The sequence below is a fragment of the Geomesophilobacter sediminis genome, from assembly GCF_016458275.1.
In the GTDB taxonomy this organism is placed as follows: Bacteria; Desulfobacterota; Desulfuromonadia; order Geobacterales; family Geobacteraceae; genus Geomesophilobacter; species Geomesophilobacter sediminis.
Genome location: NZ_JAEMHM010000015.1, coordinates 19,884 through 44,785 on the forward strand (window position 1 = coordinate 19,884; position 24,902 = coordinate 44,785).

The 24,902-nt window shown below is 62.8% G+C and carries 19 protein-coding genes; 10 read left to right on the forward strand and 9 right to left on the reverse strand.

The annotated features are described in order from the left end of the window. Nucleotides 1-14: 14 nt before the first annotated feature. The 7 genes from JFN93_RS17540 to JFN93_RS17570 all read right to left on the reverse strand — a co-directional run bounded on the left by JFN93_RS17540 (nucleotide 15) and on the right by JFN93_RS17570 (nucleotide 11,243). Nucleotides 15-2,708: a 2-oxoglutarate dehydrogenase E1 component gene (locus tag JFN93_RS17540; RefSeq protein WP_199385433.1), complete on the reverse strand. Its 2,694-nt coding sequence runs from the start codon at nucleotides 2,706-2,708 to the stop codon at nucleotides 15-17. A gap of 58 nt (nucleotides 2,709-2,766) precedes the next feature. Continuing rightward, nucleotides 2,767-3,111: a DUF190 domain-containing protein gene (locus JFN93_RS17545; protein ID WP_199385525.1), complete on the reverse strand. Its 345-nt coding sequence runs from the start codon at nucleotides 3,109-3,111 to the stop codon at nucleotides 2,767-2,769. A gap of 19 nt (nucleotides 3,112-3,130) precedes the next feature. After that, a complete protein-coding gene (gene crcB / locus JFN93_RS17550) occupies nucleotides 3,131-3,505 on the reverse strand; it encodes a fluoride efflux transporter CrcB (RefSeq protein ID WP_199385434.1) in 375 nt (124 codons plus the stop codon). 18 nt (nucleotides 3,506-3,523) lie between these two features. Next, nucleotides 3,524-4,321 (reverse strand): hypothetical protein, encoded by a 798-nt coding sequence (locus JFN93_RS17555; RefSeq protein WP_199385435.1) that lies wholly within the window; start codon nucleotides 4,319-4,321, stop codon nucleotides 3,524-3,526. A gap of 102 nt (nucleotides 4,322-4,423) precedes the next feature. After that, nucleotides 4,424-7,192, reverse strand: coding sequence for an Rne/Rng family ribonuclease (locus tag JFN93_RS17560; protein WP_199385436.1), 2,769 nt, complete (start codon nucleotides 7,190-7,192; stop codon nucleotides 4,424-4,426). 642 nt (nucleotides 7,193-7,834) lie between these two features. Beyond that, nucleotides 7,835-8,569, reverse strand: a complete 735-nt coding sequence (locus tag JFN93_RS17565; RefSeq protein WP_199385437.1) for a LysM peptidoglycan-binding domain-containing protein — start codon at nucleotides 8,567-8,569, stop codon at nucleotides 7,835-7,837. A 1-nt stretch (nucleotide 8,570) separates the two neighbouring features. Next, nucleotides 8,571-11,243, reverse strand: a complete 2,673-nt coding sequence (locus tag JFN93_RS17570; protein WP_407931889.1) for a tetratricopeptide repeat protein — start codon at nucleotides 11,241-11,243, stop codon at nucleotides 8,571-8,573. Nucleotides 11,244-11,666: 423 nt separating this feature from the next. On the opposite strand from JFN93_RS17570, the gene JFN93_RS17575 reads away from it, so the two are divergent. After that, nucleotides 11,667-11,999, forward strand: a complete 333-nt coding sequence (locus JFN93_RS17575) for a YajD family HNH nuclease (RefSeq protein WP_199385438.1) — start codon at nucleotides 11,667-11,669, stop codon at nucleotides 11,997-11,999. 112 nt (nucleotides 12,000-12,111) lie between these two features. After that, nucleotides 12,112-12,261: a hypothetical protein gene (locus JFN93_RS17580; protein WP_199385439.1), complete on the forward strand. Its 150-nt coding sequence runs from the start codon at nucleotides 12,112-12,114 to the stop codon at nucleotides 12,259-12,261. 333 nt (nucleotides 12,262-12,594) lie between these two features. On the opposite strand, the gene JFN93_RS17585 is transcribed toward JFN93_RS17580, so the two are convergent. Continuing rightward, nucleotides 12,595-13,539: an alpha/beta hydrolase gene (locus tag JFN93_RS17585; RefSeq protein ID WP_328754251.1), complete on the reverse strand. Its 945-nt coding sequence runs from the start codon at nucleotides 13,537-13,539 to the stop codon at nucleotides 12,595-12,597. Nucleotides 13,540-13,671: 132 nt separating this feature from the next. Next, the gene (locus tag JFN93_RS17590) at nucleotides 13,672-14,139 is read right to left on the reverse strand and encodes a cytochrome P460 family protein (RefSeq protein WP_199385440.1); all 468 of its coding nucleotides are present in this window, start codon (nucleotides 14,137-14,139) and stop codon (nucleotides 13,672-13,674) included. A gap of 222 nt (nucleotides 14,140-14,361) precedes the next feature. Here JFN93_RS17590 and JFN93_RS17595 point away from each other — a divergent pair, with 222 nt between their 5' ends. From JFN93_RS17595 to JFN93_RS17630, 8 genes are all read left to right on the forward strand, one after another. Then, nucleotides 14,362-16,314, forward strand: coding sequence for an ABC-F family ATP-binding cassette domain-containing protein (locus JFN93_RS17595; protein WP_199385441.1), 1,953 nt, complete (start codon nucleotides 14,362-14,364; stop codon nucleotides 16,312-16,314). An 85-nt stretch (nucleotides 16,315-16,399) separates the two neighbouring features. Next, a complete protein-coding gene (gene lon / locus JFN93_RS17600; RefSeq protein ID WP_199385442.1) occupies nucleotides 16,400-18,721 on the forward strand; it encodes an endopeptidase La in 2,322 nt (773 codons plus the stop codon). 32 nt (nucleotides 18,722-18,753) lie between these two features. Continuing rightward, nucleotides 18,754-19,524: an MlaE family ABC transporter permease gene (locus JFN93_RS17605; RefSeq protein ID WP_199385443.1), complete on the forward strand. Its 771-nt coding sequence runs from the start codon at nucleotides 18,754-18,756 to the stop codon at nucleotides 19,522-19,524. A gap of 25 nt (nucleotides 19,525-19,549) precedes the next feature. Next, nucleotides 19,550-20,353 (forward strand): ABC transporter ATP-binding protein, encoded by an 804-nt coding sequence (locus JFN93_RS17610; RefSeq protein ID WP_236021790.1) that lies wholly within the window; start codon nucleotides 19,550-19,552, stop codon nucleotides 20,351-20,353. A gap of 38 nt (nucleotides 20,354-20,391) precedes the next feature. Continuing rightward, nucleotides 20,392-21,474, forward strand: coding sequence for an MlaD family protein (locus JFN93_RS17615; RefSeq protein WP_199385444.1), 1,083 nt, complete (start codon nucleotides 20,392-20,394; stop codon nucleotides 21,472-21,474). A 219-nt stretch (nucleotides 21,475-21,693) separates the two neighbouring features. Beyond that, nucleotides 21,694-23,178 (forward strand): M16 family metallopeptidase, encoded by a 1,485-nt coding sequence (locus JFN93_RS17620; RefSeq protein ID WP_199385445.1) that lies wholly within the window; start codon nucleotides 21,694-21,696, stop codon nucleotides 23,176-23,178. Between the two features lie 156 nt (nucleotides 23,179-23,334). Then, nucleotides 23,335-24,765, forward strand: a complete 1,431-nt coding sequence (locus JFN93_RS17625; protein ID WP_199385446.1) for a M16 family metallopeptidase — start codon at nucleotides 23,335-23,337, stop codon at nucleotides 24,763-24,765. Nucleotides 24,766-24,773: 8 nt separating this feature from the next. Beyond that, the gene (locus tag JFN93_RS17630; RefSeq protein WP_199385447.1) at nucleotides 24,774-24,881 is read left to right on the forward strand and encodes an RCKP-type rubredoxin-like domain-containing protein; all 108 of its coding nucleotides are present in this window, start codon (nucleotides 24,774-24,776) and stop codon (nucleotides 24,879-24,881) included. Nucleotides 24,882-24,902: the final 21 nt, after the last annotated feature.

Consider the following 24,902-nt stretch of genomic DNA (forward strand, 5'->3'; position numbering starts at 1 on the left):
CTCCTTCCGGGAACTTAATGCTTGAGGAAAGCTTCGGCGACCAGCCGGTCCTGCTCGGCGCGGTCCTGGCGATGCGAGCCGGACGCCGGAGATGCCGCCTCGGCCCTGCCGACGTAGCGCGGCTCCCCGCCGAGGATGCGCGCGAGCTTGCTGCGCATGAACTTCCAGGCCCCCATGTTATAGGGCTCCTCCTGGACCCAACGAAACCGCGTCGCGTCCGGATAACCCTTGAGCGCCTCGGCCAGCTGCTGTTCGGGAAACGGGTAGAGCTGCTCGATCCGGACCAGGGCGGTCCCCTCGATCCCGTCCCGCTCCCGGCGCTCCAAAAGGTCGTAGTAGACCTTGCCGGTGCAGATCAGCACGCTGTCCACCGCCGAACGCTCCTGGGAGTCGGCGATCACCGGCTGGAAACTGCCGGTGGAGAGTTGCTCGATCGAGGCAACGCAGCGCGGATGGCGCAGCAGGCTTTTGGGCGTGAACACGATGAGCGGCTTTCGGAAGGGCTGCTTCATCTGCCGGCGCAGCATGTGGAAGAGCTGCGCCGGTGAGGTCGGGTAGACGAGCTGCATGTTGTCGCAGGCCGCCAGGTTGAGGAAGCGCTCGATGCGTGCGCTGGAGTGCTCCGCCCCCTGCCCTTCGTAGCCGTGCGGGAGAAAGAGGACCAGGCCGCTCATCCGCTCCCACTTGGTCTCCCCGCAGCAGATGAACTGGTCGATGATGACCTGGGCGCCGTTGGCGAAGTCACCGTACTGTGCTTCCCAGATGGTGAGCGTCTCCGGGGCTTCCATCGAATAGCCGTAGTCAAAGCCCATCACCGAGAACTCGGCGAGCATGCTGTCGTAGGCGCGGAACGTGGCTTTGGCGCTGGCCAGGCCGTCCAGGGGATAAAACGGCTCTCCGGTCTCCTGGTCGATGATTGCCGCATGACGGTGACTGAAGGTCCCGCGCCGCACGTCCTGCCCGGAGATGCGGACCGAGGTCCCTTCGTCAAGCAGGGTCGCGTAGGCGAGGCTTTCCGCCCCCCCCCAGTCGATCCCTTCCCCTTTGACGATGGCGTCGCGCCGCTTTTCCAAAAGCGCCTGCACCTTGGGATGGGGATGGAAACCCTCCGGCAGTTTCGCCGCCCGCTCGGCCAGCCCCTTCAGGGTCTCGGCGTCGACCGCCGTCTGAACCGGAGCCGCGGTGTACCCGGCGTGGATCTCGCTCCAGGTTGCGTGCGGCAGCGGTTGCACCGGAAGCGGCCCGCTCTCCGCCGAATGCGAGAGGCACTCGGCAACTCCGGCCTCGATCGCCTGGAGATCCTCGGGAGGGAAACCGTCCCGCACCAGCTCGGTCTCGTAGAGGGTGTGCAGATAGGGCCTGAGCTTGATGCTCTGGTACATGAGGGGCTGGGTAAAGAACGGCTCGTCACCCTCGTTGTGTCCCAGCCGGCGGTAGCAGATCACCTCGACCACCACGTCCACCCGGAAGCGGTCGCGGTAGGAGGCGGCGAGCATCCCGGCGTGAAGCACCGCCTCGGGGTCGTCGCCGTAGACGTGGAAGATCGGCGCCTGGATCATCTTGGCCGGGTCGGTGGCATAGAGGGTGGAACGGGCCTCGGCGGAGGTGGTGGTGAAGCCGACCTGGTTGTTGAGGACGATGTGGAAGGTCCCCCCGGTGCGGTAGCCGGCCAACTGGGAGAGGTTCAGGGTCTCGGCCACCACCCCCTGACCGGCGAACGCGGCGTCGCCGTGAATCAAAACCGGCATGACTCGCTGGTCCGCGCCCGCACCGATCCGGTCCTGGCGCGCCCGGCACTTCCCTTCCACGACCGGGTCGATTGCCTCCAGGTGGCTCGGGTTCGGCGCCAGGGTCAGGTGGACCTTCCCACCGGGGAGGTTGAGCACCGATGAGGCGCCCTTGTGGTATTTCACGTCCCCCTCGCCGACCACCCCGTGCTGAAAATTGTCGGCAAAGTCCGCGAAGATGTTCTGGTAGGGGATATTGAAGATGCTGGCGAGCACGTTGAGCCGGCCGCGGTGCGGCATCCCGATCACGATGTCGGTCACCCCGAGGGTGGCGGCATGCCGGAGTACCTGGGCGAGGAGCGGGACCAGGACGTCACCCCCCTCAAGGGAAAACCGGGTCTGCCCGGGAAACTTCTTCTGGAGGGTCCGTTCGAAGAGGGCGGCTTCCTTGAGCTTCCAGAGGATGCCGCTCCGCTCCTCCGGGGTGAAGGTTCCCCGGTTGAGGGTCGGCTCCATCCGGTCGATGAGCCACTGGCGTGCCTCGGGATCGTTGATGTGCGAAAACTCCACCCCGATGGAACCGCAGTAGGTGCTGCGCAAAACGCCGAGGATCTCTTTGAGGGTCGCGCTTTCCTTCAAAAAGCCCTGAACGTGGAAGGTCTTGTCCAGGTCGCCCTGGTCCAGCCCGACCGCGGCAAGGGAAAGCAGCGGATGATCGAGCTTGCAGGGGGAGAGGGGATCGGTACAGGCCAGGAGGTGACCGATCTCCCGGTAACGGTGGATGAGCGACTGAACTGCGGCCTGCTTGCGCACCTCCTCAACCGAGACGGCAGGGCCGCCCGATTCGGTCCCTTCAGCGGAGCCGAGCTCGAACCCTTCGAAGAACGCCCGCCATTGCTCCGAGAGCTGCTCCGGCGACCTCTTCCAGAGGGCGTACTGCTGCTCCAGCCAATCGGGACTGATACTTTCTAAAAAACCCATCGCCTACTCCTTTCATGAGCAAAAGAACTGGTGAAGTGTAGCAGACGGGAAGTACCTTTCAACCTTGACGTTTTGCCGAATAGCACCAGACCGAGACCTTCTCCATCGTGATCATTCCGCCGTCCAGCATCGATTCGATGGTGGGCAGGAGCGCCTCGAAACGCTCCCGGCTGTCGACCACCTCGACCACGATCGGGAGATCCTGGGAAAGGCGCAAAAGCCGGTCGGTGTGATAGACGCTGTGGGCTCCGAAGCCGGCAATGCCGCGCAGCACCGTGGCCCCGGCGAATCCCTCCTTGCGGAACAGCTCGACCAGCGCCTCGTAGAGCGGCAGGTGGTTGAACTGGTCGCTTTCCCCGATGAAGATGCGCAAAAGCGCCTGTTCGCCGGTCATTTCCGTCATCTGCATGAAACCTCCTAGGTTACAGGGCCCGGGCCGCCATGATTCCGATCCAGGTACAGAGAAGACACGCAAGGACGCTTGCCATGATGTTGCCGAAGGCAATCAGCAGCGCGCCGTCTTCAATGAGCCGGAAGGTTTCAAAGCTGAACGTGGAGAAGGTGGTGAGCCCACCGAGAAAACCGATGGTGAGGGCAACCCGCAGGCTCGGCGAGACGAGCGCGCTCCGCAGCGAGAATTCCATGATGAATCCGATGAGAAAGGCGCCGATGATGTTGACGGCAAAGGTGCCGTAGGGGAAGGAGCGTCCGAGGAGGTCGTAGACCCACCCGGAAACGAAATAGCGGGCGAGGCAGCCGAGCGCCCCGAAAACGGCGATCAATGCAATCTGTTCCATGCTTCAATAACCCTCAACTCAAGGAAAGCGATATCCCAGCTGCAGGCCCCAGATGTCCGACGATGAGTCGGGTTGAAGGTAAATGCTCGTTCCGGTGGAGGTACGAACGCTCGTCAGGGGGGACTGGGAAAATCTAAATCCTTCGTAGGATGCCGTCAGCTGCCAGCGCCCCCAAGAGACACCGGCCTCGCCGAAAGGGGCCCACCGCCCCACCGGCCGGAAGGTAACGTCCCCTACGCCGGTAAAATTCACCCGGTTGGCGACGAAAAACGGGTTTTTCGCCCCCCCTTCCAGGTACAGCTTCGCCGCTGGGGCGATCGATCCATCCCAGCGCCCGCCGATTTTCGCGTACCAGTTTTCCCAGCGCTCGGTGTACCCGTACACCGGCGTGCCGGAGGAGGTCCGGGTATCGTGGAGGTTACGCGCCCACCACCGGTACCCGATGCCGGCAAAGGGTTCGAAGCTCCCCACCCGGGTTGGGAGCCGGCCTCCGCTGAGCATGCTCGCGTCGTACCCGACATAGTCGACGTTAAGTGAGATGGGGACCCCGGCCTGGGTTTCCCCTTTATACCCCACCGCACCGCCGAAGATCTGAAGGTGTTCCTGCAGGTGCCAATAATCGGTCCGTTGGTCGACCTTTACCCCCCCCGCCGCCAACGGGCCACTCTCCTTGAGGATCCGCCGCCCCCCCCCGCCCTCGTACTCTCTCCAGGTGAAGTATTGGCCGGCAAGGTAGGGGGTCGAGCTGAATTCGGCGGCGTCCAGGAGGTCGACTCCGGCGAGCAGGAAACAGAGGGTGAAAACCGCGAGTCTCATCGCGTCCTCCGGGTAACCGCGAGTAGCTCCTCGTTCAAAGGACGTAGGGGCGCAGCAAGCTGCGCCCCTACGTTTCGGCGACATCTCTTGTGGGACTTTCCGCTATCCCTGCGGTTCTTCCTTTTTCTTGCGCGGTGCGCGCGGCTTCTTCGGTTTTTCGGAAGCGCCTTCGGCCTTGGGCGCCTCAGCGGCGGGCTCGGCGGCGGTTTCCGGTGTCTTCCGGCTCCGCGGCGCGCGTTTGGGCTTCTCGGCGGCCGCTTCCGGCGCCGGTTCCGCAACCGGTTTTGCCGGCTTTGCCGGCTTTGCCGGCTTTGCCTTGGCCGCAGCGGACGGTGCCGTCGCCGCGGCTTCTGCAGCGGCTGCCTTGGGCCTCGCGGCACGCGTTTTCCGGGCCGGGCGTTCTTCAGCGGCCGGCCCGGTGGTCGGGGCCGGAGCCGCCGGCACGGGTGCCGGAGCAGGGGCTGCCGGGATCACGGCTTCCGAAGCGGCCTTTTCGGCGGCAGGCGCCTTGGCCTTTCGGGGGCCGCGGGTGCGCGGCTTCTTCGGAGCCGGTGCGGCAGCTTCGGCACCCTCCGCCGAGGCAACCGGGGCCGCCGGGGCCTCGGGAGCCGGCGTTCTCTCCGGTCCCGTTGCGACCGGGGCGGCAGCGGCAGCGGCTTGCACCGGTGCGGCGGCCTCCTGGGCCGGCTTTTTCTTGCGCGGCTGGCGGGCCTTCTTCGGCTTCTCCTCGCCGGCCGGCGCCCCTTCCGCGGCGAGAGCGGCTACCGGAGCCTCAGCGGGCGCCTCGGCAGCTTCGCCGCCAGCGGCCCCACCCTGAGCCGCTTCCGCGGCCGCCTCGTGAGCGGCAGCTTCGCCGCCAGCGGCCCCACCCTGAGCCGCTTCCGCGGCCGCCTCGTGAGCGCCACCTTTGCCGCGCCGTCTCTTGCGCCGCCGTTTCTTCTTCACCTCTTCGGTCCCCGGGGCTTCTCCCTCGCCGGCGGCAAAGGGTTCCTCGCCAACCACCCCTTCGGCGGGCTCGGCTACCGGACCCGCAGATGCCGCGACCGCGGCAACCGGTGCCAGGGCCTCCAGGGTCGGCTCGCCGCCACCGGCCGCCTCTGCGGCGCCCTTGCCCCGCTTCCGTTTGCGGCGCTTCTTCTTTTTCTGCTCCTCCCCCTCCCCTTCCGGGGCGGCAACCCCCTCCGGGTGCAGCGGGAGTTCCTCGGCCGCCTCGATGGCCTCGGCAGAGGGCTCGGCAACGACCGGAGCTTCCGGCTCGGCCTGAGCTTTCCCTTTCTTTTTCTTCTTCTTGCGCCCACCCTCGGCAGGGGCGGCCTCCGGGGCTGCAGCGGCTTCTTCCTTGGACCGCGGCGCCGGTTTTTCCTGGACCGGCTCCTCCAGCTTCTCGCGCTTGATGATCTCGAGCTCCATCTGGTTGAGAAGGAACGAGGGTTTCCCCTTGACGGTCACCTCGATGTCGTAATCCTTCTCGATCTGGGCGAGTTCGCGCCGCTTCCGGTTCAGCAGGTAGTAGGCGACTTCCAGCGGCAGCCCGCCCACGACCTCGGCGGTGGTTCCCTTGGCGGCGGCCGCATGCACCTTGCGCAGGAAGGAGAGCGCCATCGCCTCGACCGACTTCACCTTGCCGCGCCCGTCGCAGTGGGGGCACTCCAGGGTGCTCGCCTGGTTGAGCGTCTGGCGGATGCGCTGGCGGGACATCTCCAAAAGGCCGAACTCGGAGATGCGGGATACGTTCACCCGCGCCTTGTCCGTCTTGAGGGCCGCCTTGAGGGTCTTCTCGACCTCCGCGTTGTGCTTGCGCTCCCGCATGTCGATGAAGTCGATGACGATCAGCCCCCCGAGGTCGCGCAGCCTGAGCTGGCGGGCCGCTTCCTCGGCCGCCTCCAGGTTGGTCTTGAACGCGGTGTCCTCGACCCCCTTCTCCCCGGTCGACTTGCCGGAGTTGACGTCGATCGACACCAGCGCCTCGGTCGGCTCGATGAAGATGGAACCGCCGGACTTGAGGGGGACCTTCTTTTCATAGATGAGGTCGATCTGCTCCTCGAGCTGGTACCGGGAGAAGATGGGACGCTTTTCCTGGTGCAGCTTCACCAGCTTCTCGAACTCCGGGTCGATCTCGCGCAGACATTCGCGGACCTGCTTGAAGACTTCCTTGCTGTCGACCAGCACCTCGTCGATGTCGGCGGAGAAGTAATCGCGGATGGTACGGACAAAGAGCGAGGATTCCTGGTAGACCAGCCCCGCCCCCTTCATCTCGGCCCCCTGCGTCATGACCCCCTTGTAGAGGCTGATCAGCGAGTCGAGGTCCTTTTGCAGCTCTTCCCTGGTGCGCCCGACGGCTTCGGTCCGGATGATGTAGCCGTACCCCTCGGGGATCGCCATCTCGGCGATGATCTCTTTGAGCTTCTTGCGCTCCGACTCGCTCTCCACCTTGCGCGAGATACCGGAGGAATCGCTCCCCGGCATGACCACCATGTAACGCCCGGGAAGGGAGACATAGGTGGTGAGGGCGGAGCCCTTGTTGTCCCGCTCCCCCTTTTCGACCTGGACCATCAGCTCCTGGCCGCGCCGCAGCACCTCCTGGATGCGCGGGCGGCGGTGCCGCTGGTCCTCCGGGATGTCATCCCTCCAGCGCCAGTTCTCCGGGTGGAGCTCCCCCATTTGCAAAAAGCCCAGCTTCTTCAGGCCGATATCGACAAAGGCGGCCTGAAGCCCGGGCTCGACGCGGACGACAACACCTTTGTAGATGTTGCCGCGAATCTGTTCGCTGCCGGCGATCTCGACATCGAGATCGACCAAGCGACCGTCCTCGACGATCGCAACGCGCGCTTCCTCGGCGTGAAGCGCATTGATCAACATTTTTCTGGACATGCTAGGTGAAATCCTTTCGGCAGCTGGCGGGCGCATCGCTTCTCGCGGCGCTTCCGCAGCCCCATGCTTTTAGTGCGGCCGACCTGGTCGACCGTTCCATACCCACGCCGCTCCCGGTTCCGGCAACACTGAAGGAAAGAGAGGAATTCAAGGGAAAGGGAAGACACTCACCTCAACCTCGACGGCACTACCTGCGGCTGAAGGTTGGTACTTCAGCCGTATTTCTCTATATGCATCCCCCGTTGCGGGAGAGCGAAAGACTCATTAAAACTGTTCGATTATAGCAGAGTTTGACTCCAGAGCACATAAAAAAAGCGCTGAGGAACCATTCCCCTGCCACAACTCAGAGGCAAGCCAATCTCTGTGAGAAGAAAGGCTGCACCATTGACTTATTGCCGAGTTCATCGAATCTACCAGATTTTATTCCCGGTGCAACAGCGGCAGGGGGGAGACGGTTGAGCCGATGGCCAGAAAGGGTGCGCTCAGAATCTACCGGAACCGGGGGATGAACCAACCTTCATTCGATGCAGCAAAGGCGGCCCAGCATCCTTATCCAGTGAGCGTGACCGAATCACGGATACGAAAAAACTCCCCGGAAGGTATCACGGGGAGCTTCTTGTCGCTGCGGCTGTAAGCAGAAACCTACTGCTGAGACAATTGCAGGTAGCAGTCGGCGCGGTAGAGCGATGCGTCGGCAGCCACCGGCGAGTCGGGATAGCTCTTCAAGAAGTCGGAGAAAAGCGACGCGGCGCGCCGGTAATTCCCCTGGAGATAGGCCTTGCGCGCCGACTGGTACAGGCTCTGCGCGTCGGCGGCCGAACCGGCGGGACGGCTCGCGGCCACGGCGGATTTGGCGGCCTTGCGGGCGCTGCGGCGCTCCTTCTTCCGTTCGACCGGCGGTACGGCCGGCGTCGGCTGGACCGGCTCCACGGCCGGAGCCGCAGCTTCCGGGGCGGCCGGCGGAATGGAAACCCTGGTGGCCGGTACCCGCTTGCGGCTCTCCTTCCGGTGGTGCTTCGCCTTTCCCCGGAGGTGCGTTCGTTTCCCCACCTTCGTCTTGGCGCCCCCGCTGGACTCGCCGGAGACGGGAACGTAGAGCTTGTCGCCGGGATGGATCAGATCCGGGTTCGGTACCTTGTTGAAGAGCAGGACCTGCGGAAAGAGCCAGTCCTTGCCGATGTGCCGGCGGGCGATCCGTTTCAGCGTGTCGCCGGGCTGCACGGTGACGCTTTTGACCAGCACCCCCTTGTCCTTGCCCGCCTCCGCTCCCGTGGCCGGTTTCGGCTCGTAGAGCAGGTACTCCTCGCCGAGGCAAAGACACGGCAGGAGCAGGATCGGAACGACCCGGCACACCGTCTTGAGCAGCCGTTTCTTCATGCTAGTACCTGTTCCCGAGCAGATCCTGGTAGCTGAGGCTGTTCTTCATCTGCAGGTTGGTCCCGACGGCGATCCCCGGCTTGACCCGGTAGCTCACCTTGATGCTGCGCCGCTCGCCGGAGCCGAGCTCGTCGAAGCGCCAGCTGAACTTCCCGTCGTTGGAGACGGCGAAGCTGGGGTCGGCGGCGAGGAGTTCCAGCTGCGCGGGGAAGACGCTGGTCATGACCACCGACTTGGCCAGGTTGGAGCCGCGGTTCACGCAGTTGATCTCCAGCGAGGAAACTTCGCCGGGCTTGAGTCTACCACCGCGGGCGGCCATCGTCATTTCCAGGACCGGGCGGGAATAGATCAGCTGCAGCCCGACGACCGCCGCACGCCCTTCGCTGTTTTCCGGCTCGAAGACCACCGATACCGGGGTGGATGCGCCGTCGTTCTCGCTGGCGGGGGTGGCGATCTCCAGGACCACGTAGGACTCCTCTTTCGGGGTGAGCGGCCCGACGTGGTTGATGATCGGCTCGTTGGGCTGCTTCTTGCCGTCGCGGTTCAGGTCCTGGAAGAAGGTGAAGGTGACGTTGCGCGGAATCTCGGAGCGGATCGAGTAGAGCTGGCGCATGTTGCCGGTATTGGTGACGATGAGCGGGACCGAGACCACCTGTCCGGGGATGACCACGAGCTTGTCGGCGGTGGTCTTGGCGGTCACGCTGCTGACGCTCTGCACGACGCTCGTTGCGGAAAGGAAGGAATCCTTCTTGTCGAGGTCGTTATTGATGACGTCGGCGCGGACGAAGAGTTCCTGCTGGGCGAGCGCCTCCTCCTTCAACTGGAAGGTGACGTTCAAGACGGTGCTCTCGCCGGATTTAAGCTGCATGCCGTCCAGCACCATCGCCGCGCGGTTCTCGATCTTGAACCCGGCCGGGAGGTAGTCGACCGGCTCGTATTCCGGCGGATAGTTGAGGCGGACGGTGACGCCGCGAGCCGGCGCGGAGCCGATGTTCAGCAGGTCCACCCGGTAGGCGATCTTCTCCCCCGGCAGGAGCTTGGTCTTGTCGGTCTTCACCACGGCGCGCAAAAGCGGGGCCGAGGTGACCAGCTTGATCTCGCGGCTCTGGGAAGCGTCGCGGTTCAGGTTGGAGACCACCTTGATCGGGAAGCTGTTCTTCTGGCCGTCGATGTTGGCGCGGGGAACGGTACCGACCATGTTGCCCCGGAACTTGTCGCCCGGGGAGAGATTCGGGGTGGCGTTGATGGGAACATCCGGGTTGGCGGCGGCAGCGAAGTGCACGTCGTACTCCGGCGGGAAGCCGGACTCGAGGTAGAAGCTGTCGGTGCCGTTGCCGAGGTTCGTGACCTCGACCGGGATGGTGAAGCGCTTGCCGGCTTCCTCCATCTCGGGAATCGGGCCGACCTGGACGTCCATGTCCGAGAACTGGGCGATCTCCAGGTTGAGCACCTGCGAGGTGCCGGCCTGGCCGGCGGCAGGCGCCGCAGCCGGGGCAGCCGGCGCGGCGGCAACTGCGGGAGCCGGCTTGGCTACCTCGGGATACTCGACCCCGAGCGCCTTAAGCTTGGCCTTCGCGGTAACCGCGGCCGTGGTGCCGGGATACTTGTCGATGACTTCCTTGTACGCGGCGACCGCATTGGCGCGCATCGCCGCGGCAGCCTTTTTGGATTCCTTGCGCCCTTTCTTGGTCTTGGGAGCGGCCTGGGCAAGCCGTGCCGCTGCGGCCTTTTCGGCCGTGGCCTTCTCGGCGGCAACCTTGGCCGCCGCGGCTTTCTCGGCAGCGACCTTGTCGGCAGCCGCTTTTTCGGCGGCGGCTTTCTCTGCCGCGACGGCTGCGGCAGCGGCCTTTTCCGCAGCGGCCGTCTCGGCCACGGCCTTGTCGGCTGCGGCGGCCTCGGCGGCAGCTTTTTCCGCCGCAGCCTTGTCGGCGGCGGCCTTCTCCTCGGCGGCGCGGCGCACGGCGGCCTTTTCCGCGGCCGCCTGGACCGCGGCGGCATGTTCGGCGGCAGCCTTTTCGGCAGCGGCCTTCTCGGCGGCGGCGCGCTCCGCGGCAGCTTTTTCCTCGGCAGCCCGCTGCGCGGCGGCTTTTTCGGCGGCGGCTTTTTCCGCGGCGACCCGCTCGGCGGCAGCCTTCTCGGCAGCGGCACGCTCGGCTGCGGCGCGCTCGGCGGCAGCCTTTTCCGCGGCCGCTTTCACGGCGGCGGCCTTCTCGGCAAGCGCTTTTTCCGCAGCAGCTTTCTCGGCGGCGATCTGCTCGGGACTCTTCTGGGCCTTGGCAACTTCCTCGAGCGGCAGCCCCTTCTGGTAGCGATCAGCCAGCGTCAGGAGCTCTTCTTCGACGGTTCCTTTGAGCGGGCTGTCCGGGTACTCCTTGAGGAATTGGGACATGTATTTCGCCGCTTCCTGCTTGTTGCCCGCCTTGTAATGCGATCGGGCCAGCCAGAAAAGTCCCATGTCCCGAAGCGGGGTGTCCGGGTACTTCTTGAGCAGATCCGACATGCTGTGGATCGCGGACTGGTAGTCCTTCCTCTGGTAGGCATTGAACCCGGAGATGAAGACCTGGGAGTCGTCGGAATCGATAGCAAAGGAGGGCGCGGGAAGAGCCAGTGCAACGAGGAGAAACAGCGCCGGCATTTTCTTGATGAAGCGACGGGAAATCTTATAAAAATGCACGTGACACACCTTTCAGAGGCGAACAAATTAAAAAAGGTCGAAGTTGACGAAAAGTATCACCATAGGCAAGCGTTGTCAACGCTGAAAGGGGGGTCTGAGCTGCTGTTTGATATTCGACTCAATGGTTAAAAAATCAATAACTTCTGGTATTCGTCCCGTACCGGTTCGGCCCGTCAGAGACGGCATTCCGCACAGTGAGGATATCGTGTTGTTTCTTAACAGTTTGCACACCGTTTCGAGGAAAATCTGATACTGTCCCGCTGCGGTTGACACCTCATATCATGTTCGTTAGGATCACGGGCGCCCCTTTTCAAAGCACACCCGCATGAGGGCGCCGAGACACAGAGAGGAACCAAAGCGTTACCGAGCAGTAATTGCGGTGTCGGGTTCAAACCTGTGAGCATGCAGATAGAGGAGGTTGCCATGGCATTTCGTCCCCGCGGTCCCCGGCCGGGGCCGCCCAAAAGCGCGGAAGAGATCGACGAGATCGTGCGGAAGTTGCGCAACGAGCAGACCCGCCCGGAAAACTACCGGGAGCGGTCGCTCAAGCTGCACGGCTGGATCTGTGCGAAGTGCGGCCGGGAGTTTGAGCTTTCGAACCTGCATCTGCTGACCGTGCATCACAAGGACGGCAATCACAATTACAATCCTCCCGACGGCAGCAACTGGGAAAACCTCTGCGTCTACTGTCACGACGACGAGCACAGCCGGAGCATACTGGCTGATTACTTGGCAGGGAAGGATAAAAAGAGGTAAACTACTGCCTAAGCCGTCACTATAACAGTGACCGTGCTGACATTGCATTCCGCGTGGGGTCTGGTACCCGCCTTACATCCGTTTGAAGCCTGACGGCAGAAAGGATATTGAGATGCGCAGCTTGATCTATATGGTTGAAGAGGGAAAGGGAGGAGCCCGCACCGCCCAGGCGGTACGCGACTCCATCTATGCGGAAACTAAAACCATGGAGGACCTGGAAGAGCTGATGGATGACGCGGAAAGCTGCCACTACGACGAGTGAACGGTACCGGCCGGCGTTTCCAGCCGACTCCACTGCGTATTCAGTTCACCATGTGCCTTTCCTGGAGAAGCGGCATTCTTGCCGCGATGACTTCTTTGGAAAAGCGGCGTAGCTGCCTACCCTGTGGGAGCGCCATTCCAGGCGCGATTAACCGGAACCGTGGTCACCGCAGTCGGCGGTTCGCGCCTGGAAAGGCGCTCCCGCAGTTTCAGCGGTCTGTCCCTCCAAGCACATCTACTAAAGATTGAGCCCCTCCCTTTGCAAGAAACCCCTTCTCTATTCGCGTTGAGGCACGAAACGCGACGGACGCCCCTTCCTCAAGATGAGTTGATATCACCGCTTTACTGACTCCACGGCATCGGTGAAGAACTTCACCAGTTGGGGGCGGTACGGCGAGTTTTTTTCCACGAAGGCACCGGCGTGGCTTTTAGCCTCTAGGGTCCAGAACTCTTTGGGCTGCTTTGCCTTATCGAAGAGCTTCCTCCCTTCCGAGATCGGGATGACCGGATCCCTCGTTTCGTAGATCAAAAGCAGCGGCACGGGAGAAATCTTGTCCACTGCGGCAATGGCACTGTAGCTGTCGCCGATGAGGAGGTAGGACAGGGGCCATTTCAGAAGCGACAGCACCGGGATCAGGCCGATTTTCTCCCTGACGATGCTGCGCGAGGAGGAGAAGGCGGACTCGATGGCGACGGCGCGTATGCCCCGCAGCTGCCCCGAACCGGCCGCGGCGATGGCATTGGCCCCGCCCAGGCTCTGGCCGAAAATTAGCAGACGTTCCGGGTCCACGTCCTTGCGGGTCGCCACGTAACGGGCGGCAGCCACGGAATCCTCGAACACGCCCTTTCGGTCCGGATGCCCCGTCGACTTTCCGTACCCGCGGTAATCGAAGACGAAGACGTTGAACCCTTCCGCCGGAAGCCAGGAAACGAAGCTGAAATGCGCGGTCATGTTCTGGGCGTTGCCGTGATAATGGATGACGGTCCCCTTGGCCGGACCGACGGCGGGGACGAACCAGCCGGAGAGGATGTTTCCATCGGTGCTGGGAAAGGTGACGGAGTCGTAGCGAAGGCCGAAATTGGCCGGGGTTTGGTAGACGTTGCTGTCGGGATAATAGAAAAGGCGTCCGACGCACCCCTGGCAGGTCAGCAAAAGAGGAAGTCCCATCATAAGCAGCAGGTATTTAAATATGGGGACGCGAGCGATCCGGCACCGATGGCGCAGGGCAAAGCGGGAGGATGGGAGGCTCGGCTGCGCCTCGATGTCGGGACCGGTCACGGCGACTCCGGAGAATCGGTACTTGAATTGCCGGGCAATTCGGGATCTGGTTCCCAAGGTCCACCTGGGGAACCCTCAAAGGCGCCCCCAACGCTGTAGGAGCGCCTTTGAGGGCGCGATCAATCCATCGGTTTACTTGAAGTCGGAATACTTGGAGATGACGTAGTCGCGTGCCTTGGCTTCCTTGTCATGGCACTCGAAGCAGATCTTGGGATCCACGCCGGAAGGCTTGCCGTCCGGGGTGTACCCGGCGTAGAGCCAGCCGCCGGTCGCCGTCTGCTTCTTGTCCTTCTGCATCAGGACGATCATGCTCTTCTTCCCTTGGACCTTCTTGCCGTTGACGTCCTTGATGGTGTAGTTCACCACCACGAAACGGCTCCCCTCGGGAAACGGCCCGCCGGTCTTGTAGGGCTTCATGGTCTTCTTGTCGACGTAGATGTAATGGATCCCGTAGAACATGGACTTCTTGTCCGGGTCCATCCTCTGCTTGCTCTTCTCCCACTTCTCATACCCCTTCGGCAGGGGAGGCTCGGCCGCAAGGGCAGAACCGGCAAAGGCCAGCAGGGCAGCAACGGTAGCGATCACGCCAATCTTTTTCATATCGGTTTCCTCCATGCTTTATCCATGAAATGGCTCCCCGCCCCCCTCTCCCGGGCGGGAGCTTAAACGAAGCTAACTGATATAGCAGCCGGGGCGGGCAAGCGCAACAGTTATCTCGCCGCCGCGCCGATGGATCTTGTGTCATGGGGAAAAATTGACAAAGGCGGGGTACTGCACCTACAATGCCCCGTTATCTCAAGCGTCCTCGGAAGGAAACGTCCCATGCTGCACCTGAAAAAACTCTCCAAGGAGTTCGCGGGCAACCCGCTCTTCATGGAGATCAACTGGCACCTGAAAAAAGGGGAGCGAGTCGGCCTGGTCGGTGAAAACGGCGCCGGCAAATCGACCCTGATGCGCATAATCGCCGGAGAGGTGGAAAGCTCCAGCGGCGAGATCCAGATCGCCCGCGGCGGCACCGTCGGCTACCTCCCGCAGGACGGCATCATCGCCAAGGGGAAACCGCTCTTTGAAGAGGTGATGACCGCTCTCTCGGAACTTCAGGCCATCGAGCGGGAGATCGCCGATCTCACCCTGCGCCTGGAACAGACCCCGCACGACGCCCCGGACCACGACCAGCTCCTGGACCGCTTCGGGCACCTCCAGGAGGAGTTCCGCCTCAAGGGGGGCTATGCCATGGAGAGCGAGGTGGGAAACGTCCTCTCCGGTCTGGGCTTTCTCCCCTCCGAGTGGGAAAAGGAGTGCGGCGAATTCTCCGGCGGCTGGCAGATGCGCATCGCCCTCGCCAAGCTCCTTTTGAAAAAGCCGAACGTGCTCCTTTTGGACGAACCGACCAACCACCTCGACATCGAGGCCCGTAACTGGCTGGAAGGGTACCTCCAGAACTATCCGTACTCGGTCATGCTGGTCTCCCACGACCGCTTCTTCCTGGACCAGGTCTGCTCGCGCATCGCCGAGGTCTGGAACCATGCGATCACCGACTACCATTGCAACTACAGCAAGTACCTCGTGCTGCGCGAGGAGCGGGTCTCCGCCTTGAGGGAGGCGAAGAAGCGCCAGGACGAGGAGATCGAGAAGATCGAGGATTTCATCTCCCGCTTCCGCTACAAGGCCGACAAGGCCTCGCTGGTACAGTCGCGGATCAAGCAGCTGGAGAAGATCGAACGGATTCTCCTTCCGCCGGAGCGCAGAAGGATCCGTTTCACCTTCCCCACCCCGCCCAAAAGCGGCAAGACCGTGGTGGAGGTGACCGGGCTGCGCAAGGTGTATGGCAGCAACGTCGTCCTGGACGGGGTCGACCTCACCATTGAAAGCGGCGAACGGGTCGCCCTGGTCGGGCACAACGGCGCCGGCAAGTCGACCCTGATGCGGATCTTGGCCGGTGGAGCGATCGACGGCGGGGAGGTCAAGCTCGGCCACAACGTGATCCTCGACTACTTCGCCCAGGACCAGGCCCAGGAGCTCAACGGGACGCTCAGCGCCTACGACGAGCTTTTGAGCAACGCCCCCTTCGAGATGGTGCCGCAGCTGCGCGATATCCTGGGGGCCTTCCTCTTCTCGGGAGACGACATACACAAGAAGGTATCGGTGCTCTCCGGCGGAGAGCGCAACCGGCTGGCGCTGGCGAAGATCCTCTTGCGCGCCTCCAACCTGCTGCTCATGGACGAACCGACCAACCACCTGGATCTCTTCAGCAAGGACGTCCTTTTGGATGCCCTGAAGAACTTCCCCGGCACCGTGGTCTTCGTCTCCCACGACCGCTTCTTCATCGACGGACTCGCCACCCGCGTGGTGGAAGTGGGCGGCGGCAAGCTGCAGAGCTTCCACGGCGACTATGAATACTATTTGGAGAAGACCGGGGGGCAGGGTTCCGGAATAGCCGGATCGGACGGCGGGGGCGCCGGTAAAGATACCAGGTCCGCATCGGTTTCCCCCGACCTCCGCCCCGAGACCCCCGACCCCGGTTCCAAAGAAGACCGGATCAGGCAGCGGGAGGCGGAGAAGCAGCGCCAGAAGGAGGAACGGACCCGGGAGCGCCAGATCGCCGAGATCGAGGCGAAGATCGGCACGCTGGAAACCGAACTTGCCGAGCTGGAAACCACCATGGCGGATCCGGAGTTTTTCAAGGACCTCGCGGCATCGCGGTCCGCCGGCGAGCGGCACGCGGCACTCACTGCGGAAATCGCCGAACTCTACGAGAGGTGGGAGAGCTTGTAAACCCGCGCCGCTGTTGACAGGGAAACGATCTCAAGTACCCTATACATCTGTTCAAAAATCGACCTTTGATGGGAAAGGACCTGCTATGACTGAGAATATAACCATCAATATGCCTGAGATCGTTCCGCTGTACCCCTTGAGGGAGATCATTGCCTTTCCCTACATGGTCTTCACCATGTTTCTGAAACACGAGGACCTGCTCCCCTTCGAGGAGGCGGTCCTCTTCAACAACCTGGTGGCGCTGGTCAAGATCAAGGACGAGACCACCGGCGAGCTCCTTGCCGATCTGCACGAGATCGGCACCCTCTGCAAGGTGGTTTCCATCAGCAAGCTCCCCCAGGAAGGTGCCAAGGTGGTCCTGGAAGGGGTGATCCGGGTGCGGGTTCTGGCCATCGTGCAGCAGACCCCGGTTGCCCTCTCCCGCCTGGAGCCGGTCCGCGAGTTTGCCGAGAAGAGTATGGTTTCCGAGGCGCTGGTGGGAAGCCTCAACGCCCTGCTCAAGATCGCCCTCTCCTACGGACGCCCCCTCCCCGACGACGTCATGAAGATGATCGACTTCATCGACAACCCGGCCCGGCTCTCGGACCTGGTGGCGCTCTACCTGAACCTTCCGGTTGACGAACTGCAGAAGCTTTTGGAAACCATCGATCCCCTGGAGCGGCTCAAGAAGGTCTACATGCATCTCACCAACGAGGTGCAGCGGCTGCAGATCAAGGGGGAGGTCCAGGCGGAGGTCACCAAGAAGGTCGGCAAGAGCCAGAAGGAATTCCTGCTGCGCGAGCAGATGAAGCAGATCCAGGAGGAGCTCGGCGAGGAAGATTCCCGCACCGGCGAGGTGAACGAGCTTCGGCACAAGCTGGAACGGGCCAAGATGCCGGAGGAGGTCTACAAGATCGCCGAGAAGGAGCTCAAGCGTCTGGAGCGGATCAACCCCGCCTCCCCCGAGTACACCGTCTCCCGCACCTACCTCGACTACCTCATCGCCATCCCGTGGCAGACGAGCACCCCGGACAACAAGGACATCAACCAGGCGGAGAAGGTGCTCAACGAGGACCACTACGACCTGAAGAAGGTCAAGGAGCGCATCCTCGAGTACCTTGCGGTGCGGACGCTCAAGGAAAAGACCAAAGGGCCGATACTTTGTTTCGTGGGCCCCCCGGGCGTTGGCAAGACCAGTCTCGGCAAATCGATCGCGCGGACCCTGGGACGGAAGTTCATCCGCATCTCGCTGGGCGGGATGCGCGACGAGGCAGAGATCCGCGGACACCGGCGCACCTACATCGGTGCGCTCCCGGGCCGGATCATCCAGGAGATCAACCGGGCCGGCTCGAATAACCCCATCTTCATGCTGGACGAGGTGGACAAGATCGGGGTCGATTTCCGCGGCGATCCGGCGAGCGCCCTTCTCGAGGTGCTCGACCCGGAGCAGAATTTCTCCTTCACCGATCACTATCTCGACGTCCCGTTCGACCTGACCAGCGTGATGTTCATCACCACGGCGAACCTCCTCGACCCGATCCCGGCCCCGCTCAAGGACCGGATGGAGGTGATCACCCTCACCGGGTATACCGACGAGGAGAAGCTGAACATCGCCAAGAAATACCTGGTCCAGCGCGAGATCGAGGAAAACGGCCTGTCCGCCAATCCCATCGCCTTCACCGACGAGGCGATCATGCGCATCATCCATGACTACACCCGCGAGGCCGGGGTGCGCAACCTGCAGCGCAACATCGCCTCGGTGATCCGCAAGGTGGTGAAGGAAATCGCCCAGGGTAAAACCGCCCGCCCGGAAATCACTCAGGAGGTGGTCTCCGAGCTCTTGGGCCCCCAGCGGTTCTTCGACGAGGTCGCGGCCGAAAAGGACCGGGTCGGCGTCGCCACCGGGCTCGCCTGGACCGAGAGCGGCGGGGACATCATCTTCATCGAGGCGACCAAGATGAAGGGAAAGGGTGACCTGATCCTCACCGGGTCGCTCGGCGAAGTCATGAAGGAGTCGGCCCGCGCCGCGCTCTCCTTCGTGCAGGCCAACTCGGACGAGTTCGGGATCCCGAAGAAGGACTTCGACAACACCACCATCCATATCCACGTCCCGGCGGGGAGCATCCCGAAAGACGGCCCCTCCGCCGGGGTCACCATGGCGACCACCCTGGTCTCCCTGTTCAGCGGGCGCCCCGCCCGCCGCGACGTGGCGATGACCGGAGAGATGAGCCTTACCGGGCGGGTGCTCGCCATCGGCGGGCTGAAGGAAAAGGTGCTTGCCGCGCGGCGCGCCGGGGTCAAGACGGTGGTGGCGCCGGCCAAGAACAGGAAGGACCTGGACGACATCCCCGATAACGTGAAAGAGGAGCTGGAATTCCTCTTCGTCGAGGACGTTCGCGAGGTCCTCGAACATGCATTGAATGGTTGAATGAAACGAGGGGTCCCATCAAAACGCCTGCCATGCCGATAGCAGCCCTGGAAAATAAGCTGAAACTCTTCTTCGTCGAAGTGGAGGAGTTTTGGCTCCTCTCGTTCCGGGCTGTCATCGGCATTTTTTCCAAACCCTTCTACTACCGCGAGTTCGTCACCCAGCTCGACCGGATCGGGGTCGGCTCGCTCTTCATCGTCCTGCTCACCGGGCTTTTCACCGGGATGGTGATGGCGCTGCAGGCCCTCTTGCAGCTCAAGCCGTTCGCCGCCACAAGCTACGTCGGCGGAATGGTCGCCGTGACCATGGTGAAGGAGCTGGGGCCGGTGCTTTCGGCACTCATGGTGACCGGACGGGTCGGCTCCGCGATCACCGCGGAGATCGGCACCATGGTGGTGACCGAACAGGTCGACGCCATGCGGGTGGAGGGGACCGACATCGTCAAGCGGCTGGTGACCGCGCGGCTCAAGGCGATCCTCATCGCCATGCCGCTTCTCGCCGTCATCACCGATTTCATCGCCCTGGTCGGGGGCTTTTTCATGGCGGCCGGCTACCAGGTGAACCCGGTCATGTACCGGCAGTCGATTCCTCAGTTCATGGTGTTCCAGGACCTGATCGAAGGGGTGGTGAAGCCGGCCTTTTTCGGCTTTCTCATCGCCATGATCGGCTGCCACGTCGGACTGAGGACCGGCGGCGGCGCGGAAGGGGTCGGCAACGCATCCAAGCGGGCCGTGGTCCTCACGTCGGTCTTCATCCTGGTTTCGGACTTCTTCCTCACCAAGATCTTCATCGCCTTCCGGTAGCGGACGGCGGCAGCGGCAGGGAATCATGTCACCACACGGCATCGTCATGGACAAGGTCAGCTACTCGGTCGGCGGACGGCAGATCCTCAAGGATTTCGACCTGGTCCTGACCAAGGGCGTGAACCGCACCATCCTCGGGGTATCCGGGGCGGGAAAGACCACCATTCTCAAGCTGATCCTGGGCCTTTTGCCGGTGGACCAGGGAAGGATCCTCATCGACGGGGTGGAGATCGGAGCCCTGCGGGAGTCGAAACTGCGCGAGGTACGCCGCAAGATCGCCATCGTCTTCCAGGGGGGGGCGCTCTTCGACTCGATGACCGTGGGGGAAAACGTCGGCTACCGATTGATCGAGGAGGGTCGCCTCAGCGACTCCGAGATCGAGCGGATCGTCCTGGAAAAGCTCAGTTTCGTCGGTCTGGAGAACAGCATCGACCTCTACCCGGCGGAGCTTTCCGGGGGGATGAAGAAGCGGGTGGCGATCTCCCGCGCCCTGGCCGCGGAACCGGATTACATCTTCTTTGACGAGCCGACCACGGGGCTCGACCCGATCGGGGTGTACAACATCGTGGACCTGATGAAGAGGCTGCAGGGCGAGGGAAAGACCACCCTCATGGTCACCCACGACCTGCACACCGCCTTTGCCGTTTCGCAGCGCTTCTCGTTTCTGCACCAGGCGCACCTGGTGTTCGAGGGGACCCGGGAAGAACTGATGGCGGCGCCGGACGAGACCACGCGGGAATTTCTGTCGCCGTCGGAGCGCTCGCTGTTCCGGTTTACCGAGCATCCGCACCAGGAGCACCAAACCCGCACCATCACCGAACTGGAATAAAACTCGGGAAGCCTCGGCTTTCCGGAAAGCTGGACGCCATGAAACGCAGCCAAAACATCGCCTGGTCCCAGGCCAAAGCCGGCATCTTCATCGTTTTCGCCCTCATCTTCTTCGGCGGGGCGGTCCTCATCATGGGGGAAAAGACGAAGATGTTCGTCCCCAAGGGGAAACTCTCCATCATCATGACCGACGTCGCCGGGCTCAAGGTCGGCGCCCCGGTCTGGCTGGCCGGGGTCGATGTCGGCGTCGTGACCGGCATCCGCTTCGAAAATCCGGAGCGCAACAACCAGGTGGAAATCCTGCTCGAGGTGGACAAGGATGCCCTCCGCAAGATCGGGAAGGACTCGGTCATCACGGTGAAGACCCGTGGCCTGATGGGGGAGAAGTACGTGGACATCACCCCGAGCCAGCGGGTCATCGTCACCCCGGAAACCCGGGTCTACGGTACGTCCATCGTCAAACTGGACGACGTCATGGCCAAGGCGGCGCTCGCCTTCGACCGGTTGAACCAGACGATGGGCAAGGTGAACACCGGGCAGGGAACCGCGGGCAAGCTGATCGCCGACGCCAAGCTCTACGACAACCTGGTGACGCTCACCGACCAGTTGCAGCGCTTTGCCAAGGCGGCCAACAGCGGCCAGGGGACCCTGGGGCAGCTCACCAAGAGCCGCGAGGCTTACGACAAGCTGATGAGCACCCTGACCCGCGCCGACAACACCTTAAGCGGCGTGGAGAACTCGCAGGGGACCCTGAACAAGCTCATCTACGATCCGATGCTCTACGAAAAGCTGGTGCAACTCGCCGACAAGAGCATCAAGGCCGCCGACGACGTGCGGGAGCTGAACCGCAAGCTCACCTCCAACGAGAGCAGCATCGGCATGCTTTTGGGGAACCGGGAATTCTACGACCGGGGCATGACCCTGATCGACCGCGCCGACCGCTCGGTGAAGGCCTTCGAGGAGGTGGCGGGCCGGGTGAACCGCGGCGAAGGTACCGCCGGGCAGTTGGTGAACAACAAGATGCTCTACGAGAAGATGAACAAGATGGTCGAGGACCTCGACCTGCTCCTGAAAGACGTGAAGGAGCACCCCAAGCGCTACCTGAAGTTCTCGGTCTTCTAACGGGGGACCGGTAAGAAGCCAAAAGGCGGGCCTCCCAGCAAGGAGCCCGCCTTTTTTTATTCGCCGCTGTCGCCGGTTGCAGGACCAGGCGACACGGAACGGACTCCGGCGATGCTCCATCCTGCCGTCTCCGTTGAGGTTTCTCCGTTGCATTGCATGCGGGTTGGTGCTATCTTTTTTCCTCGTTTGCCTTCACTTTTAATGATTGACGAGGTAGTCATGAACAGAGTCATCACCATAACCGTGGCGCTGGCGCTCACCCTATCGGCCGCCATCTCCTTCGGTGCCGGACTCGAGGATCGGGTGCGGGAACATACCCTCAAAAACGGGATGAAGCTTTTGATGGTGGAACGGCACACCTCGCCGACCGTCGCCGCCTGGATCCGGTTCAAGGTCGGCAGCGTCGACGAGCGCAGCGACGAACGCGGGCTCGCCCACCTTCTGGAACACATGCTCTTCAAAGGGACCCAAAAGCTCGGGACCAAGGATTTCAAGGCGGAGAAACCACTTCTGGACAAGATCGAGGCGACCGCGCAAAAGCTCATGGCGGAGCGCGCCAAGCGGGAAAAAGCCGATCCGAAAGTAGTGGCCGAGTTGGAGAAGGAGCTGGAAGGGCTGGAGAAACAGGCCGAGAAATACGTGGTGAAGGAAGAGTTTGCCGACATCTACGCCCGAAACGGCGGAAGCGGCTACAACGCCTTTACCAGCAAGGACGGGACCACCTACATCATCAACCTCCCCTCCAACAAGCTGGAACTTTGGGCGGCGATCGAATCGGACCGGATGCAGCATGCCGTCCTGCGCGAGTTCTACACCGAGATGAAGGTGGTCAAGGAGGAGCGGCGCCGCTCCTACGACGCGGAGCCGGAAGGAAAACTCTGGGAGACCTTCATCGCCGACGCCTTCAACGCCCACCCCTACGGCCAGCCGACCATCGGCTGGATGTCCGACATCGACTTTCTGACCCGGACCAAGGCGGAAAGGTTCCTGCACGAATACTACGCCCCCAACAACGCGATCATGGCCATCGTGGGGGACATCGACCCGGCCAGGACCATCGCCCTGGTCGAGAAGTTTTTCGGGGGGATCAAGCCGGGCAAGCCGGTGCCGCCGGTAGCGGTGGAAGAGCCGGTGCAGCAGGGAGAGAAGCGGACCGAGGTGATCGGTGACGCCGAGCCGGAGCTGATGATCGGCTTCCATAAGCCGACTCTCCCCTCCCCGGACGACTACGTCTTCGACGTCATCGACATGATCCTGACCAACGGCAGGACCTCCCGGCTGTACCGCAAGCTGGTCCAGGAAAAACAGCTCGCCACCTCCGTTTCCGCCTTCTCCGCACCGGGAAGCCGCTACCCCAACCTCTTCATCATCGGCGCGACGCCGCGGGCGCCGCACACGGTGACCGAGGTCGAGGCGGCGATCAACGAAGAACTGGAACGGCTGAAGACCGAACCGATGACCGCAGCGGAGCTCCAGCAGATCCTGAACCAGCTCGAGTTCGAGGAGTCGCGGCAGATGGCCACCAACGGGGGGCTGGCACGCAACCTCACCGAGTACGAGGCGGTGGCGGGGACCTGGCGCTACCTGATCGAGCACCGGCAGAAGGTAGCCAAGGTGACCCCGGCGGACGTGGAACGGGTGGCCCGCCAGTACTTCACCAAGGAAAACCGCAACGTCGCGGTCATCACCAAGAAAAACCAGTAAGGCACTCCCCTTTACGCTCCCCCCTTTGCGAAGGGAGCTGGGGGGGATTTGCCTTTCGCGCTGTCGAATGGGCCTGCCCTCCTGGCGCTTCCCCTCCCCCCTGGGAGAGGGGAAGCAGGCAACCGATCCAAACTTCTATTGACGAGGTCTTTCTTCATGAATTACACGAAAAGGCTCTTGGTACTACTGATGCTGCTGGCGATCGCTACCGTCTGGGGGGCCCCGGGCGCCTTCGCCAAGGATCCCGATCCCCGCGCCATGAAGTTCCCGCCGCTCGACTTCAAGGTCCCCAAGAGCGAACGGGTGCAGCTTAAAAACGGGATGGTGGTCTATCTCCTTGCCGACCACGAGCTCCCCATCGTCAACGTCACCGCCTACGTCGGCACCGGAGGGGTGTACGACCCCGCCGACAAGGTAGGGCTTGCCTCGCTGGTCGGGGCCACCCTGCGCAGCGGCGGCACCAAGCGGACTTCGGCCGACCAGCTCGACAAGGAACTGGAGTTCATGGCGTCGTCCATCGAGTCGGGCATCGATTCCGACATCGGGAGCGTCAGCTGCGCGACGCTCACCCGCAACCTGGACCGGACCCTCGCCCTCTTCGCGCAGGTCCTGACCGAACCGGCCTTCGAGCCGGCCCGGGTGGAACTGGCCAGAAACCACGCCCTGGAAGGGATTCGGCGCCAAAACGACGATCCGAAGGCGGTCGGGGACCGGGAACTCAGGGAAGCGGTCTACCAGGGGCACCCGCTGGGACGGATCCCGACCCAGGCGTCGGTCAAGGCGGTCACCCGGGAGGACCTTCTCGCGTTCCAGAAGCGTTACTTCTTCCCGAAAAACATCATCCTCGCGGTGGCGGGGGACTTCGACCGGGACAAGCTCCTGGCACGGCTGGACGAGCTTTTCGCGGCCTGGCCGAATGAGTCGACGGTCTTCCCGCAAATCCCGCAACCCAGCGCACCGCTCATCCCGGAAGTGCTCCTGGTGCAAAAGGACGTGAACCAGTCGGTGATCCGGATGGGGCACCTGGGGATCGACAAGAGCGACCCGGATCTCTACGCCCTGCGGGTGATGGACCATATCCTCGGCGGCGGCTTCACCTCGCGGCTGACCCAGGAGATCCGCTCCAACCGCGGACTCGCCTACAACGTCTTCTCCTTCAACGACGTCGGCAGGCGCTTTACCGGGAGCTTCATCGCCGAGACCGAGACCAAGACCGAGAGCACCGCCAAGGTCGTCGGCCTCATGGAGTCGATCATCGCCGGGATGACCAAGGCGGAGGTGACCCCGCAGGAGCTCTCCCTGGCGAAGGACTCGATCATCAACTCATTCATCTTCGGGTTCGCCACGCCGATGGCGGTGGTGAACCAGCAGGCACGCCTGGAATACTACGGGTACCCGCCGGGATACCTGGACAACTACCGGGCCAACATCGCCAAGGTGACTGCCGCGGACGTTCTCAGGGCGGCGCGCAAGCACCTGCATCCCGAGGCGATGAAGGTCGTCGTGGTAGGCAACAGCAAGAAATTCGATGCCCCCCTCTCCCAGTTCGGGAAGGTGCGGGAAATTACCCTGGAATGCGTCAAATAGGAGGTAGCATGGCTACGTGGAAATGTAAGAGCTGCGGATTCACCAAGGAGGGTCGTTGCAAGCCCCAGAAATGTCCCCAGTGCCAGGAGAAAGGGAACTTCGAGAAGACCGAGTAGTCCCCTCCCCGGTATTTGTCA

What these genes read in the sequence shown, in the direction of transcription:
- JFN93_RS17555 (WP_199385435.1), bottom strand. Translation starts at nt 4,321, where the DNA reads ATGAGACTCGCGGTTTTCACCCTCTGTTTCCTGCTCGCCGGAGTCGAC.
- JFN93_RS17575 (WP_199385438.1), top strand. Translation starts at nt 11,667, where the DNA reads ATGGCATTTCGTCCCCGCGGTCCCCGGCCGGGGCCGCCCAAAAGCGCG.
- JFN93_RS17560 (WP_199385436.1), bottom strand. Translation starts at nt 7,192, where the DNA reads ATGTCCAGAAAAATGTTGATCAATGCGCTTCACGCCGAGGAAGCGCGC.
- JFN93_RS17610 (WP_236021790.1), top strand. Translation starts at nt 19,550, where the DNA reads ATGTCACCACACGGCATCGTCATGGACAAGGTCAGCTACTCGGTCGGC.
- JFN93_RS17540 (WP_199385433.1), bottom strand. Translation starts at nt 2,708, where the DNA reads ATGGGTTTTTTAGAAAGTATCAGTCCCGATTGGCTGGAGCAGCAGTAC.
- JFN93_RS17565 (WP_199385437.1), bottom strand. Translation starts at nt 8,569, where the DNA reads ATGAAGAAACGGCTGCTCAAGACGGTGTGCCGGGTCGTTCCGATCCTG.
- JFN93_RS17625 (WP_199385446.1), top strand. Translation starts at nt 23,335, where the DNA reads ATGAATTACACGAAAAGGCTCTTGGTACTACTGATGCTGCTGGCGATC.
- JFN93_RS17595 (WP_199385441.1), top strand. Translation starts at nt 14,362, where the DNA reads ATGCTGCACCTGAAAAAACTCTCCAAGGAGTTCGCGGGCAACCCGCTC.
- JFN93_RS17590 (WP_199385440.1), bottom strand. Translation starts at nt 14,139, where the DNA reads ATGAAAAAGATTGGCGTGATCGCTACCGTTGCTGCCCTGCTGGCCTTT.
- JFN93_RS17620 (WP_199385445.1), top strand. Translation starts at nt 21,694, where the DNA reads ATGAACAGAGTCATCACCATAACCGTGGCGCTGGCGCTCACCCTATCG.
- crcB (WP_199385434.1), bottom strand. Translation starts at nt 3,505, where the DNA reads ATGGAACAGATTGCATTGATCGCCGTTTTCGGGGCGCTCGGCTGCCTC.
- JFN93_RS17580 (WP_199385439.1), top strand. Translation starts at nt 12,112, where the DNA reads ATGCGCAGCTTGATCTATATGGTTGAAGAGGGAAAGGGAGGAGCCCGC.
- lon (WP_199385442.1), top strand. Translation starts at nt 16,400, where the DNA reads ATGACTGAGAATATAACCATCAATATGCCTGAGATCGTTCCGCTGTAC.
- JFN93_RS17545 (WP_199385525.1), bottom strand. Translation starts at nt 3,111, where the DNA reads ATGACGGAAATGACCGGCGAACAGGCGCTTTTGCGCATCTTCATCGGG.
- JFN93_RS17605 (WP_199385443.1), top strand. Translation starts at nt 18,754, where the DNA reads ATGCCGATAGCAGCCCTGGAAAATAAGCTGAAACTCTTCTTCGTCGAA.
- JFN93_RS17630 (WP_199385447.1), top strand. Translation starts at nt 24,774, where the DNA reads ATGGCTACGTGGAAATGTAAGAGCTGCGGATTCACCAAGGAGGGTCGT.
- JFN93_RS17615 (WP_199385444.1), top strand. Translation starts at nt 20,392, where the DNA reads ATGAAACGCAGCCAAAACATCGCCTGGTCCCAGGCCAAAGCCGGCATC.